This window comes from Paenibacillus campi, from assembly GCF_034659835.1.
In the GTDB taxonomy this organism is placed as follows: domain Bacteria; phylum Bacillota; class Bacilli; order Paenibacillales; family Paenibacillaceae; genus Saccharibacillus; species Saccharibacillus campi.
On record NZ_JAXSQZ010000001.1, the window covers coordinates 1,288,430 to 1,304,263 of the forward strand.

The window sequence follows — 15,834 nt, forward strand, 5'->3', positions numbered from 1 at the left end:
GATAGAACGTCAACACTTGAGGGCGGAATGGATCATACTGCTGCATCATCGTGCAGATGGGCTTTTATATTTAAATAATGGGTAGATGGGTGTAACGTTTAAATTGAGATAAGTTATTCATATGTCAATACATCCATCTCCGACACACTTCCTAACACAACTCAAAATTCCCGCGTACGCTCAAATACGTCAATCGATGCTTGTAGATCAATGTCCATCGTATCTGTTGTACGTAAAGCTAATTGTTGTTGTAGCTGATGCAATAATTCCAGTAGCGCTGCACGTATTTGCTCACGTTCAATCGTATCGATAAAGGCGGATCGGGCATCCATTTGGTTAAACGTCTCGGTATACGTTTCGATCAACGTTACTAGCTGGGCAGTCATCACATTGCTGTCATTTATTTGCTGGCTCCAAGCGCGTATTTGTTTCAGGCATTGTTTGTACAAAATAGCGGCTTTTTTGGCGACTGCTGGTTGGATATGATCCCGTCCATCCCAGTCGCGAAAAGGATTATGCAAGTTCTCGGCAAGCCATTCCGGTTTGCGCGGTTGACTAATGTCCAGATCGATCGAGCTGGGCGAACGTTGTTGGTAGCGATTTTTAATCGCTTTGGCGGCTTCAGCAGGTAAGCTTGTTAGCCAGAGTGTTTGCAATTGTGGTATTTGCTCAGGAACCGGAAAATCTGCACTCGTAAAGCCAAATAGATCGCATATTGTCAAACAGTGCAATGATGTTAGCTGCACAAGCGATGGTAGTCCGGATATCGTGCCTGGCTTGCCCCATAGTCTTAATTGTTGTAGCTCGGTGTAAGTAGTAGCTACATCATGCAAATCGATGTTTTTAATACGATGAATATGTAAAGCATTCAGTTGATCGATTCCTGTTAGCGGAGGAAGCGTTGCTTTTACACTTAATGTGAGACCGCGTCCAGATTGCTTGGCATCGATATGTAATGTAGTTGCATTGTTATCGCTATCCGTAAGGCTTACAAACTCCATCGCACGGTTGAGCGTTAATTGGTTCAATCCGCCTTGATGTAATACGAGACGAGTCAGATGAGTTTGATTTAAATCGAGTGTCGTTATGTCATGGTTTGCGATATGAAGTTCATTTACAAATGGAGCTTTCTGCAAAAAAGGAAGGATTGCTGGTGTGAAATAATCCATTTCAATCTGGGTAAGACAATACAGCTGTTCGAGTGCCGCCAGCTCTGCGGCAGATTCAGGATTGAAGTTGCGCAGTGTGGAACTGTTCTTTTTGATCATTTGATGACCGATCTGAATTTCTCCCTGATCGCTGCAAGCTTGTTTGAAGCGTAGTCGAACTTGTTCATCAATCGTTTCCCAGCGGCGTTGTTCATACAAACTATTGCCTATATCCCAGTTCGTATCATACGTTTGGCACGGTTCAGTAACGAGTGGAGGGATATTGCCAATTAGAATCGATTGCACCGGTACAGCTGCTTCTACAAAACGATGATCCAGTTTATTATGCCAAAAATAAAAACTGAGCACGAGCGGCTGTAGATGAGCCAATTCATCCGGTTGCAAAATATGATCACCAGACCAATCCAGTTGTACAATCGACACTAATGATTGCGAATGTTTCCCGTCCGTTTGTTGCAAGGACGTCACTTGACAGGCAGCATACTGCTGTAATGGCTCGCAATAGGCGCAATAAATATCTCCTACAGTTGGAGTTAAAATCATAATGTGCTCCTTCCGATTCTTCAAAGTGATTGACCGCTTAATGTGACTGTCATAGCGACTTGGACATGTATACGACATTCCTGTATGGGTGCCACTGCTCATACCGAAATTAGTTTACCCGATGTTGCACGAGGAGTGACACGTAGTGAGGAAAGGGGCTATGGATGAAGGAGCTTGCAATCCACACTCCTGCACGAGGAGTGACGCAACTTCCGCTGTCACCGCAAGTGTAAGCGATCCACTTTCAATCCACACTTCTGCCACGTAAACGTGATTATACTATAGCCGAATGGAAACAATTCGAATGAGATGAACGGTTATAAATGGACGTGTATATGTAAATTATAAAGATGTTGTAGGCACCATACAATAATGTGTATCATGGCGCGCCGATCAAGTTTGTAAGTCATGATACGAATTGGGCACCAACCTGTACAAACGCTGTCCCAGCAAAAACATTTGTGCACACGTTCTAACAACCTCCTGCTTTCTCCAAAGTTGGCAAACAATATACGGACAGTCTGAAATTTTCTTGTTTAATCTATTTCTTACTTAATATATATAATAGAAGCAATGCAAACAGACGGATTGAACGATAACTATAAGATGGGGAATTATGCCAATAATTCCTGTGCTACACATAGAGGAACACGCCTATGTTTATACATTAGGAAATTAGCACAACATATAAACATTGTGACATAGCAAGCAATAGCTAATGTAACGCACGAATATTAACAGCGATAGCCTGCCAGCTAAAGCTTCTATATAAATAGAATAATTGGAAGCTAACAAAGTTAATATGTTGAACGTCTTAAAGTGGCATATCCGGTAGTAATGCAGATTTTGACAATGGTTACGGGTGCTGAGTGCTTGTTTTTGCGCTTATTTTCACATTGTCGAATAGTTGAAAATAAAGTAGGATAAAAACGATATATCATTTGATTCGGCTATCACGTATTTCAGACGATAACGGACTTAAATGATTGTATAAAGACGATATGACAGAAGATTAGTAAGGAGAGAAAAACAAATGGGTTTTCGCGTGATCAAGACCGCTATTGCTGCTCTGCTGGCTGTAGTTGTAGCCAGTACACTTGGGGTGCCGAGCGCAATGTCGGCGGCATTGCTCGCTATTTTGGGAGTGGATGTGACACGCAAACGTAGCTTGATGACGATTTCGGCGCGTTTTTTTGCGTCATTAATCGGGATGGTATGCGCGTTTGCCTTGTTTTCTTTGTTTGGATTTGAACACTGGGTATTTGCGTTGTATATTTTGATCGCTTTTCCAATCATTACGCGTGCAGGTTTTAGCGGAGGGATTGTCACGAGTTCGGTCGTCGTCGTCCATATTTACAATGGCGGCTTGCTGACGATGCATGCGATGCTAGTTGAAGTGGCATTGCTGCTAATCGGTCTCGGTTCTGCAGCGATCGTCAATTTGGCGTATATGCCAAACCCACATCTTAGGCTGCATGCGATCCGCTTGGAAATCAATCATCTGTTGTCCAGAATGTTCGCGCAAATTGCCCGTACGCTGGAAGAACCTGGCTATGTATGGGACGGTAAGGAAGTGATTGAAGCGGGCAAAAAGGTCGAACAAGGGCTTGTTGCCGCCAAACGTGAACTGGAAAATCAGTTCCTGCGTCCGGATGAATCGTGGATCGTCTATTTTTATATGCGCAAACAGCATTTGGATTCGATTCAAAACATGATGCAGCTCGTTTCCCAGTTGTATCGTAAAATGCCGCAGGCGGAACAAGTAGCAGGAATTTTCGAGCAGCTTGCCGAAGATGTAAAGACACCGCATTATACAGGCAAGACGGAAGCATTGCTCGTTCGTTTTCAGGAGCAATTCAGCAAGATGGACCTTCCGGTAACGAGAGAGGATTTTGAAGTGCATTCAGCCATTTTGCAGCTTTGCCGTGAGTTAGAGCAATATTTGAAAATTTCAAAACGAGATAAAGCAAGAAATCCCTTGCTAACTCAGGATAATAAGGTAAAATAAGGATAAGCCTATAGGCGTTAGCTATCACCTCTATAACAGTTGGTGATAGCTTTTTTGTTAAAAACTTTTGTCCAAATTGAAAAAAAGATAAATTTTATTGACCTATGGAAGATTATGAATATAAAATGATAACAATCTTATGAACTAAGTTTACATGGCGTTAAAGTTTGAGATGAGGGGGCAACCAGAATTTTGAACACAGAACCGGTATTGCAAATCAAAGGTCTGACGGTGTCTTTTCGAATCAAGGATCAGTATTACCCCGCTGTAGACCAATTTGATTTAACGATCAATAAGAATGAAGTTTTGGCTATCGTGGGGGAATCGGGCTGCGGTAAAAGTGCGCTGGCACTTTCTCTTACACGGCTACATGATAGCAAAAACACAAACATTGAAGGAGAGCTGATCTTCAAAGGACAGGACTTAAACAAACTGTCCCCCGGACAAATGAACAAAATTCGCGGTTCCGAGATCGGTATGATCTTTCAGGACCCACTCACTGCGCTTAATCCGCTAATGACGATCGGCAGACAGATCGAAGAAAATCTGGATTACCATACATCGTTATCGAAGAAGGAAAAGACAGAGCGTATTTACGAATTACTCGAACATGTTAACATTGTTGACCCGAAACGTGTGTACGAACAATATCCGCATGAGTTATCTGGTGGTATGCGGCAACGTGTGATGATCGCGATTGCGATCGCTTGCCGTCCATCTTTAATTATTGCGGATGAGCCGACAACGGCGCTAGATGTGACGATTCAGTCGCAAATTTTGGACCTACTCAAACAGCTTCAGTCTGAAACGGAAGCGGGCATCGTATTGATCACGCATGATCTCGGTGTCGTTGCCGAAATGGCGGATCGCGTCGTCGTTATGTATGCAGGCGAAGTCGTCGAAATTGCCAGTGTAAATGAATTATTTAACAATCCGCTTCATCCGTATACCCGCTCATTACTTGCTTCGATGCCGGCAGCCAATGCCGAGCAGGATCAACTGCATGTGATCCAGGGACGTGTCCCTTCCTTGCAAAATATTCCGCGTGGCACATGCCGCTTCTCCGAGCGCATTCCGTGGATACCGCAAACGGCGCATGCTGAGCAGCCAACATTGAATGAAGTTGGTGCAGAGCATTGGGTGCGCTGCACCTGTTATCAGCATTTTCATTTTGAAGGTGAAGGAAAGGAGCACGTACTGGATGGCATTGCTGGAGCTAACTAACCTCAAAGTACATTATCCGATTCGTGGCGGCTTTTTCCAGCGTGTAATCGATCATGTCAAGGCAGTCGATGGACTGTCGATCAGCATTGAGCCAGGCACCACATACGGTCTGGTAGGTGAATCCGGCTGTGGCAAAACAACGACCGGTCGCGCCATTATCGGCTTGAATAAAATTACGGACGGTACCGTCACCTTTGAAGGTCAAGATTTAACGCGTATGGCGCACAAAAATCAACATCCTTTGCGCCGCGATATTCAGATGATCTTTCAAGACCCGTATTCTTCGCTCAATGGGAGAAAGCGTGTTATCGATATTATTGCCGAACCGCTGCGCAATTTTGAAAAATTAAGCCCGGATCAAGAACGTCGTCGCATTCAAAATTTACTGGAACGTGTCGGTCTGAACCCGGAAGCGGCTTTCAAATATCCGCATGAATTTTCCGGCGGTCAGCGTCAACGGATCGGGATTGCTCGTGCATTGACACTGAATCCGAAGCTAATCATTGCCGATGAACCGGTATCCGCACTCGATGTATCGGTACAAGCGCAAGTATTGAATTTTATGAAAGAAATTCAAAAGGAATTTAAGCTGACCTATCTGTTCATCAGTCATGATCTTGGCATCGTTCGCCATATGTGCGATCAGATTGGCATTATGTATCGCGGACGATTGGTAGAGCAGGGCAGCACGGAAGATATTTATGAACGTCCTGAGCATGTGTATACTCGCCGCCTCATTTCGGCGATCCCGAATATCGATCCGGGTCAACGTCAGGAGAGTGCACGGTTGCGTCGCGAAATTATGGCTTCCTATCAAGATGATCTTAAACAACTACTTGACGCAGAAGGGAAACCGGTTGCACTGAAAAACATCAGTTCATCACATCAGGTAGCACTACCGTAACGTAAGGGGGAACTAATAATGTGGAAATTTACGCTTCGCCGTATTCTGATCATGATTCCCCAGCTGTTTGTGCTCAGTGTACTGGTGTTTTTTGTGGCAAAAGCAATGCCTGGGGACGCGTTAACTGGTCTGATTCAGGGAAACCCGAATTTAAGCCCACAGATGATTGCCGAACAGCGTGAGCGTCTGGGATTGAATGATCCGGTTATGGTGCAATATGCACGTTGGGTCGGCAATTTGTTTCATGGTAATCTAGGGATTTCGTATGTGCATAAAGTGGATGTTACGTATTTGATCGGCAGTCGTTTGGAAAATACATTTTATCTTGGCGTAGCCATTTTGATTTTGACGTATGTGATCTCGATTCCGCTTGGCATTCTTAGCGGACGTTATCAGAACAGTTTATTGGATAAAACGATTACCGGTTATACGTATTTAAGCTTTGCGACACCATTATTTATTTTTGCTCTTGTCGTTGTATTCGTGTTTGGTTTTCAGCTTGGCTGGTTTCCGACAAGCGGTAGTGTCGATGCTGGTGTACAGCCAGGCACATGGGACTATTATATGAATCGTCTGTATCACTTGATTTTGCCCGCTTTTGCCGGAGCGTTTGTGAGTACGACAGCAACGATCCAGTATTTGCGTAATGAAGTGATCGATACCCGATTAAAAGATTTTGTCAAAACGGCACGTTCCAAAGGGGTACCGGAATCGAAAGTGTATTCCCGTCATATTTTGCGTAATTCACTGTTGCCAATCGCCGCTTTTCTCGGTTATGATCTGACAGCAGTATTGGCGGGCAATCTGTTTATCGAATCGATTTTTGGTTATCCTGGGCTTGGTCAGCTTTTCTTGCAATCCATCACACAGCGTGATTTCTCTGTTGTTACAGCGCTCGTTATGATCTCCGGTCTGCTTGCCCTTGTCGGTACATTGCTGTCGGATATTATTTTGAGCTGGGTCGATCCGCGTATTCGGATTAGCTAAACGCGGGGATTGCCATATCCGGAAGTGGATTCCGGTATCTGAATATGAACGGAGGAAGAGACTGAGTATGGGAATGCGTGCAGAAACATTTGCTCCTGCGGAAACGATTCAAAAGTCACCATCCAGTTGGTCGATTCTGGGCAGGGAACTAATTAAAGATAAGCTGGCAATGATTTCGTTGGTCTTTTTGGTACTGTTTTTAATCGGCATTTATGGTTCCACCTTTTTGATTAACCAGGATGCTGTAACGACAGTTGATTTGATGGCGATTAAAGCACCGCCAAGTGCGCAGCACTGGCTCGGTACCGACCTTGCTGGTCGTGATATTTTTGGTCAGGTTGTACTCGGTGCGCGTAACTCGTTTACGATTGCTTTTATGATTACGTTGTTTACGGCGATAATCGGTTTGACGATTGGATTGATTGCCGGCTTTTTTGGCGGCTTGATCGATAATATCATTATGCGTTTTATTGATTTTATTCTGGTATTGCCGTTTCTGATGCTTGTAATCGTATTTGTAACCGTGGTGCCAAAGTATAATGTATGGTCGTTTATCGGCATCATGACCGCATTTTTATGGGTCGGCAAAGCTAGGCTCATTCGCGCTAAAGTGCTTGCAGAGCGTGAGCTGGATTATGTACAAGCTTCCAAAACGCTCGGCACGCCCAATTGGAAAATTATCACACTTGGCATTTTGCCAAATTTAAGCTCCATCGTGATCGTCAATATGACGCTCAATTTGGCTGGCAATATCGGGATTGAGACCGGTTTATCGTATCTCGGTTTCGGTTTGCCGGACGGTACACCAAGTTTGGGGACGATTGTCAGCAATGCGACAGACCCGAATATTTTACAAAATTATTGGTGGATGTGGTTACCAGCATCGCTGCTGATTTTAGTTCTTATTCTGGCGATTAACTTTATCGGTCAAGCGTTAAAACGCGCGACAGACGCCAGACAGCGGTTGGGATAATAAATGTTAAGGCATGGTTATCAAAAAGGAGGATGGTTTATGATGGGAAGTAAAAAGAGAAGCCTTAAAACAGTATCCATTTTATTGATTGCGCTTGTGCTGGTGTTATCAGCATGCAGCAAAAGCACACCAGCAACCGACACAGCAACAACATCACAAACGAGTCAGGCAGCAAAAGACACAGGCGCATTTCCGAAAAAAGTAACAAATACGAGCGCTGCAATTCAAGGTGGTACGATGACGTATGGTCTCGTATCGGATACACCGTTTGAAGGTATTTTAAACCCTATTTTTTATCAGGGAAATCCTGACTATGAAGTTATCCAGTTTTTTTATTCTCCACTATTTAATCTGGATGCAAATTTTAATATTAAAGACGGCGGTGCAGCTACGCTTAGCTTCTCGTCAGACAACAAAACAGCAACTGTTAAAATCGACGATAAGTTGAATTGGACAGATGGAAATCCAGTTACAGCGGAAGATTATGCGTTTGCCTTTGAAGTTATCGGTAGCCCTGACTATGATGGTGTGCGTTACGACTCCAGCTTTACAAATATCGTTGGTATGGCTGATTACCATGCCAAAAAATCAAAAACAATTTCTGGTATTAAAATTGTAAATGATAAGGAAGTACAAATTACGTTTATTAATCCCGATCCAAGTGTTAAAGCCGGACTTTGGGCATATCCATTAGAGAAAAAAGTATTTGGTAGCATTCCAGTGGCGAAAATGTCATCTTCCGATCCTGTTCGTAAAAATCCAATCGGTTATGGTCCATTTAAAATCCAATCGATGGTTACAGGCGAATCCGTTCAATTTGTAGCGAATAAAGATTATTTTCATGGTGCACCGAAGTTAGATGGTATCAATCTGAAAGTTGTTAACCCAAATGTTGTTGTTGAATCGCTTCGTTCTGGTGCTGTAGATATGCTTGATTTTCCAACAAGCTACTATGACGAGAAAACATTGCCCAAAAATATTGAAATGCTCGGCAGACAAGATTTGGCTTATTCTTATGTAGGTTTCAAGTTAGGGAAATGGGACAAATCTAAAGGCGAAAATGTAATGAATCCAGACGCGAAAATGGCGAATAAAGCACTCCGCCAGGCGATGGGATATGCGATGAACAATGCACAGGTTGCTGCACAGCTATACCACGGACTACGTACAGCTGCATCGACACTCATTATTCCGGCATTTTCTGAATATCACGATGCAAGCATTCAAGGATATACTTACGATCCAGAAAAAGCAAAACAATTGCTGGATCAAGCAGGTTATGTAGATAAAGATGGCGATGGTTTCCGCGAAGATCCAAAGGGTAACAAGCTCGTTATTAACTTTGCGTCCATGAGTGGTGATAGCGTTGCGGAGCCATTAGCACAGTTCTATATTCAAAACTGGAAAGATATTGGTCTGAATGTACAACTATTGGATGGCCGTCTGCAAGAATTTAACTCTTTTTATGATCGCATTGGTAACGATGATCCGAGTATTGATATTTACCAAGCAGCATGGGGAACAGGTACAGATGTGAATCCGGCAGGTTTGTATGGCCGTACAGCACAGTTTGACTATTCCCGTTATACAAGCGATGAGAACGATAAATTGTTAAAAGAAGGCGTATCTGAGAAAGCGTTCGATGATTCTTATCGTAAAGATGTATATAATCAATGGCAGCAACTGATGGTTAATGATGCACCGGTTATTCCGACGCTGTATCGTTATCAATTGACTGCTGTTAACAAACGTATTAAAAATTTGGATATCACATATGGTAGCGGCTATGATGGTGATGGATGGGCTGATATTGAGCTTACTGCCGACAAACCTGTTACACAATAAAGAATTGCGTTAGAGAAAGCATGGATTGTATTTGATAAATCGATTTGTCAGGACTAGAAGGCATATGCTTTCTAGTCCTTTATGTGCTAAAAGCGTAGAATGCGTCTTTTAAGTTGATGTTTGCAAATCAAAAAGACTCGTCCACATTTTGCAGACGAGTCTTCATATAGTTATTTACCATTGAGTGTAAGTAAACGTAATGATCAACAATATTATGTTAATCCATTAACTCCCGCACGGAACAATTTCACCATTTTTGTCAGCATAAGAACCGTAGCAACCTTGAGGTGTAATGGTTCCAGCAGAAGCTATTGGGGTTACGGCAGTAGCAAGAGCAGCAACGACAGTCAAAGAGGCAAAGAACAGTTTTAATTTTTTCATCTTAATCTCTCCTTGAATATAATTTTACTCCTTAAATAAATTTTAAGAAGTATGGATTTATTTTAAATTGAGTTTCCAAAAAAATCAACTTGTAGAAATCATCTCAATTTTGATTAACTTTATGGATAAATTGAACAACGTTAGACAAGCATAGAAGTTTTTAAACAGTTTCGTTATAATGAATAAACGAACATGCATTTGCATTATGCATATGATTTCTACACTATATATCATATGCATACGCAATTTTTTCATAAAGAAATACAATGTTTGTCTGGAGGGGCATAATGAGTCAATATACACCGATGATGCAGCAGTATCTCGATATAAAAAAGCAAGCGCAGGATGCGTTCCTATTTTTCCGACTGGGGGATTTTTACGAGCTGTTTTTTGATGATGCGGTGCTTGCAGCCAAGGAACTGGAAATTACACTGACCGGTAAAAATGGGGGCCCGCCGGAGCGGATTCCGATGTGCGGAGTGCCGTATCATTCGGCGGAAGGCTATATTCACCGTTTAATTGAAAAAGGTTATAAAGTAGCGATTTGCGAACAGGTCGAAGACCCGGCTACCGCTAAAGGGATTGTAAAACGCGAAATTATTCGCGTCGTTACACCGGGCACGATGATGGAAAGCAAAGCGCTTAGCGATAAAGCGAACAATTATATGATCTGTGTGACTGAACTGGACGGCAAAATGGCGCTGGCAGCATGTGATCTATCGACAGGCGAGCTGCATGTAACATCCTCGCCAGCCTCCCAAGAGTGGCTGCGCGATGAACTTGGACTGTATGAGCCGTCTGAAATTATCGGGCAGGTGGAACTGGTAGATGAGGCGTATCGTCAGGCAGCGCAGTTTGGACGCAAAATTTTGTACACACCGTGGGAAAAGCAGCGTGAACAACTGGCACGGCAGCAGTTTGGCGAAGCGGCATGGGCACGGCTGGATGAGGAGCGTCAAGCATGTGTGGCGCTGTTAATCGCCTATTTAAGCGAAACGCAAAAGCGCTCGCTGGGGCAACTTACTGCTATTAATGCGTATGAGCCGGAAAATTATATGATTTTGGACCCGTTTACCCGTCGTAATCTGGAACTGGTTGAAACGGTAAGGGAGCGTTCGCGCAAAGGCACATTGTTATGGCTGCTTGATCGAACCGAGACGCCGATGGGCGGACGAATGCTGCGCCGGTGGATCGATAAGCCGCTGCTGTCCAAACGGCTCGTAGAAGAACGGCTGGAAGCGGTGGACAAACTGCATCAAGGACTGATTTTGCGGGAGGACTTAAAAGGACAGCTCAAAGGCATTTATGATTTAGAACGTCTAGTAGGACGGATGGCGTTTGGCACAGCCAATGGGCGCGATATGCTGGCGCTGCGTGATTCACTGCTGCGTATTCCCGAACTGCGGCTGCTGTGCGCAGATTCACCATCGTCCACATTAGGACAAATTGCCGCGCAACTGGATGAATGCTCTGATCTGGCGCAAGCGATTAGCAGTGCGATTGTAGATGATCCACCGATCTCAGTACGCGAAGGCAATTTGATTCGCAAAGGTTATCATGCGCATTTAGATGAACTGCGCGAAGCGAGTGTAAATGGCAAACGCTGGATTGCCGAGCTTGAAGCTGCCGAACGTGAAGCGACGGGCATTCGTTCGCTCAAGATCGGTTACAATAAAGTATTTGGCTATTATATTGAGGTGACCCGTTCCAATCTGGCGCAATTGCCAGAGGGACGTTATGAGCGCAAGCAGACGCTTGCCAACGCCGAACGCTATGTAACGCCTGAACTGAAAGAAAAAGAAGCGCTTATTCTCGAAGCGCAGGAAAAAATGGTCGATATCGAATACGAGCTGTTTAGCGAGCTGCGCAACCGCATTTCTGCGCAGGTGGCGCGTTTGAAGTTGCTGGCGGAAAAGGTTGCCGAAATCGATGTGTATCAATCATTTGCGACCGTTAGCGCCGAACGTGGTTTTGTCAAGCCGTCGCTAAGCGAGCAGTATGATCTGCGCATTCGCGACGGGCGTCATCCGGTCGTGGAAGCGGTGATGAACAATACGAATTTCATTTCCAATAGTACCGATATTACCGAAACGGGCGCCAATATTTTGCTCATTACCGGGCCGAATATGGCAGGTAAAAGCACGTATATGCGTCAGGTGGCATTACTGTCGATTATGGCGCAGATCGGTTGTTTTGTGCCGGCAGGTGCAGCGGAAATTCCGATGGTCGATCGTATTTTCACACGTATTGGAGCAGCGGATGATCTGATTGGCGGACAAAGCACATTTATGGTCGAGATGGCGGACATTCAGGTGATGACCGAACGGGCGACCCGGCGCAGTCTCATTATTATCGATGAGTTGGGACGCGGAACGTCCACTAGTGAAGGCATGGCGATCGCGCAAGCGGTCATTGAATATGTGCATCATGAGATCGGTTGTAAAGCGCTCGTATCCACGCATTTTCATGAACTTGCTCATTTGGAGGAAACGTTGGAGCATTTAAGCAACTTCTCGATGGCTGTGCGTGAGAGCGGTGATAAAGTACACTTTTTGCGCAAGCTGGTGCCAGGCGCGGCAAGCAGCAGTTACGGCATTTATTGCGCACAGCTTGCCGGTCTGCCGGGCAGCATCATTAGCCGTGCGAATGTGTTGCTGGAGCGAATGGAGCAGGCGGCGACAACGACGGTCGTCGCGGAGAGCGATACAACGATCGTAACGACTTTGCAGGGGAAAGAGCGAAGTTTAAACGGTGCTATCGATGTGCGTGAAGATACGGCTAATTATGAGCGTGTAACAGCAAGCAGGGAGCAAGTGGCTGTGCTCGATATGCCGGAAACGCCATATAATGACCAGGTAGCCGAATCCGTAGCGGAGCGTACAATTGTGCAACATGAACAATCCGCCATGCAAGTGGAGCAGCAAACGGCACAACAGCAACAGCAGGAAATTGTACAATTGTCTATTTTTGGCGAGGAAGATGTCAAGCCAGCACGGGTCAAAGAAGACCCGCTGACGAAGCAGATTATTAGTCAGATTCAAGGTGCTGATCTGATGAATATGACACCACTGCAAGCGATGCAGTTGTTAAATGAGCTGAAAATGAAAACGATGCGTGCTTGAGTGAATTTTATATAATAAATGATCATCATAAAATGAAAAGTAAGCAATGTCATAAAGCGATAAACATATAGCGATCATTTTTTAACCAAGTGTGGAGCTGGTTTATCATTATTGTAATTGGTGTAATTGTTTCGTTAATCGTTATAACCGTTTTGTTTTTGGGAAGAAAGGAGGAACAAAGATGGGGAATATTCGTGTTTTGGATGAACATATCGCCAATCAGATTGCGGCAGGTGAAGTGGTGGAACGTCCGGCTTCTGTTGTGAAGGAGCTGGTCGAAAATGCGATTGATGCCCAAGCGACTCGGATTGATGTGTATATCGCGGAAGGCGGTTTGGAATCGATCCGTGTACAGGACAATGGGCTGGGGATTGCTGCCGAAGATTGTGAGACGGCTTTTTATCGTCATGCGACAAGCAAGCTGGCGGATGATCGCGATCTGTATCAAATTACGAGTCTCGGTTTTCGCGGCGAAGCGTTGCCCAGTATTGCGGCGGTGTCCAAAGTGGAACTGCTCACTAGCGCAACGGATGATGGAGCTGGGCGACGGCTTGTCATCGAAGGCGGTACGCTCAAAAGCAATGAAGATGATGCGGCACCGCGCGGTACCGATTTTCGTGTGAATGCCCTATTTTACAACACACCGGCACGGCTAAAATATATGAAAACCGTTCAGACCGAGCTTGGTCATATTTCCGACATGATGTACCGTATTTCGCTCGCACATCCGGAAATTGCGTTTACGCTGCGCCATAACAATAATATGCTGCTACAAACGCCTGGAAGCGGGGATATGTTACAGGTGATTGCCGCTGTATACGGCACATCGGCAGCGAAGATGGTATTGCCGATCAATAGTGACAGTCTTGATTATCGTATCGACGGCTTTATCGGGCGTCCGGAAATTGCACGTGCGAACCGGAATGCGATGTCGGTAATCGTGAATGGTCGTTATGTGAAAAATTATGCGGTCAATCAGGCGATTTTGCGTGCTTATCATACGTTGTTGCCGATTAACCGCTACCCGCTAACCGTGTTACGGCTGCAAATGCATCCGTCTTTGGTGGATGTCAATGTGCATCCGGCGAAGATGGAAGTGCGTTTCAGCAAAGAGCCGGAGCTGATGCAATTTGTGGAGGAAGCGGTACGGCAAGCGTTGCGCAAAGAAATTTTGATTCCGCATGTGACCAAGCAAACGGTCAAGCGTGGTAATAGCGAGTCGATTATTCAGGAACAGTTTAATTTTACACGTCCAACGCCACAACAGGATAGCTATGCGGCACATGATCTGTTCTCACCTAGTGGTGAGGGCAAGCGGTCTGTGCGTGCTGCTGAGCATAGCCATATGGCGGCTGATGAGATCGGTGAATTGGATGCGCCTTATGTACCGCCACTGCGAGATGAGGACATCCCGCCGGCAGATCATGAGCACGTTGCTAACGGTACGGTGGATGGATTGCTAGCCACAACAGTTGCTGGACAACTGCCACAGCCGCAGACGAATGAGCAATCGAGTCAAGCAAGTTTGACAACGGGAGAGCAGTCTGCTGTTGCTCCACAACCTACACAGTCAGCAACAGCTAGAGAAGCAGAAGTCGGGCAGTCGTTGCCGGAAGTTTCTGCTGCTCAACCTGTGCACAACGGTGATGAACAGCGAATGGGGCAACGACCGACAAACGCAGGGCAGCAGTCCGCGACTGGTGGACAGCCAGTTTCTGCTGCACAGACAGCAGCACAAGCAGCAGGTAATATCTCGCACACTGCGCCTGCCGTTGATCCGTTATCGATAGCATCGACGGCTGCCAAACTGCCATTCGATGCACGAACGACTACAGCACCAGCTAATACGGGGCAGGTCAGTACAAACGCTTCAACTCCTATTCCGGCTTCATCCAGCATTCGTGAACGTCATGCTGCTTATGCGCCGGATAAACGCTCATCTGTGCCACCAGCACGTCCAGCGCAGCGCCCAGGTGCCAATCGCACTATACCAGCCGAACTGCTATATGGCACCGCAACCGAGCCGGATGTGCCGGAGTTTCCGCAAATGACTTTGATCGGTCAGCACCACGGCACGTATTTAATCGCGCAAAATGAGGAAGGTTTATTTCTAATTGATCAGCATGCCGCACATGAACGGGTCAATTATGAATTTTATTACGAAAAATTCGGTCAGCCTGAATCGGTGTCACAGGAGTTGTTGCTGCCGATTACACTTGAATTTACACGCGCCGAAGCGGATAAATTGAAAGATCGGCTGCATTGGTTTGAGCGGGTGGGCGTCTATTTGGAGCATTTTGGCGGTCAGACGTTTCGCGTGTGCGCGTATCCGTACTGGTTTCCAAAAGGGGAAGAACAGCGCGTCATTGAGGAGATGGCGGAATGGGTACTTAGCGAACGTAAGATCGATCTTGCTAAGCTGCGTGAGCAAGCATCCACACTTTGTTCATGCAAAGCATCCATCAAGGCGAATCAGCGCTTGACTGAAGCGGAAGCGCAGATGCTCATTCAGCGTTTGTCCGCTTGCCGTCAACCGTATACGTGTCCGCATGGACGCCCGATTGTGGTGTCCTTCTCCAGCTATGATCTGGAAAAGCTGTTTAAACGGGTGATGTAAGCGAAGTCGTTCGTTGCTGTCGATCGTGATCGTACCGAGCTGCTGCGCTACTCATCGTCAT

Annotated in this window: 10 protein-coding genes; 8 read left to right on the forward strand and 2 right to left on the reverse strand. The window is 45.4% G+C overall.

What is annotated here, in order from left to right; all coding sequences use genetic code 11:
* Nucleotides 1–161: 161 nt before the first annotated feature.
* Complete coding sequence (locus tag U1I11_RS05145) at nt 162–1,712, reverse strand: hypothetical protein (RefSeq protein WP_322904338.1); 1,551 nt, start codon at nt 1,710–1,712, stop codon at nt 162–164.
* Between the two features lie 1,033 nt (nt 1,713–2,745).
* Between U1I11_RS05145 and U1I11_RS05150 the strand changes: the two genes are divergently transcribed.
* From U1I11_RS05150 to opp4A, 6 genes are all read left to right on the forward strand, one after another.
* Nucleotides 2,746–3,720, forward strand: a complete 975-nt coding sequence (locus tag U1I11_RS05150; RefSeq protein ID WP_322904339.1) for an aromatic acid exporter family protein — start codon at nt 2,746–2,748, stop codon at nt 3,718–3,720.
* Nucleotides 3,721–3,912: 192 nt separating this feature from the next.
* The gene (locus U1I11_RS05155) at nt 3,913–4,944 is read left to right on the forward strand and encodes an ABC transporter ATP-binding protein (RefSeq protein WP_322904341.1); all 1,032 of its coding nucleotides are present in this window, start codon (nt 3,913–3,915) and stop codon (nt 4,942–4,944) included.
* Entirely contained in the window at nt 4,922–5,848 is a 927-nt protein-coding gene (locus U1I11_RS05160) for an ABC transporter ATP-binding protein (protein WP_322904343.1), read from the forward strand. Before U1I11_RS05155 ends, U1I11_RS05160 begins: the two co-directional genes overlap by 23 nt.
* Before the next feature lie 18 nt (nt 5,849–5,866).
* Nucleotides 5,867–6,835, forward strand: a complete 969-nt coding sequence (gene opp4B, locus U1I11_RS05165; RefSeq protein WP_322904344.1) for an oligopeptide ABC transporter permease — start codon at nt 5,867–5,869, stop codon at nt 6,833–6,835.
* A gap of 67 nt (nt 6,836–6,902) precedes the next feature.
* Nucleotides 6,903–7,808: an ABC transporter permease gene (locus U1I11_RS05170; RefSeq protein WP_416235584.1), complete on the forward strand. Its 906-nt coding sequence runs from the start codon at nt 6,903–6,905 to the stop codon at nt 7,806–7,808.
* Between the two features lie 39 nt (nt 7,809–7,847).
* Nucleotides 7,848–9,653, forward strand: a complete 1,806-nt coding sequence (gene opp4A, locus U1I11_RS05175) for an oligopeptide ABC transporter substrate-binding protein (protein ID WP_322904345.1) — start codon at nt 7,848–7,850, stop codon at nt 9,651–9,653.
* 225 nt (nt 9,654–9,878) lie between these two features.
* Here the strand turns inward: opp4A and U1I11_RS05180 are convergent, their stop codons facing one another.
* Entirely contained in the window at nt 9,879–10,034 is a 156-nt protein-coding gene (locus U1I11_RS05180) for a hypothetical protein (RefSeq protein WP_322904346.1), read from the reverse strand.
* Between the two features lie 287 nt (nt 10,035–10,321).
* Here U1I11_RS05180 and mutS point away from each other — a divergent pair, with 287 nt between their 5' ends.
* Both mutS and mutL read left to right on the forward strand, forming a co-directional pair.
* Nucleotides 10,322–13,156, forward strand: coding sequence for a DNA mismatch repair protein MutS (gene mutS, locus U1I11_RS05185; protein WP_322904348.1), 2,835 nt, complete (start codon nt 10,322–10,324; stop codon nt 13,154–13,156).
* A 181-nt stretch (nt 13,157–13,337) separates the two neighbouring features.
* Nucleotides 13,338–15,773, forward strand: a complete 2,436-nt coding sequence (mutL, locus tag U1I11_RS05190) for a DNA mismatch repair endonuclease MutL (protein WP_322904349.1) — start codon at nt 13,338–13,340, stop codon at nt 15,771–15,773.
* The last annotated feature ends 61 nt before the right edge of the window (nt 15,774–15,834 follow it).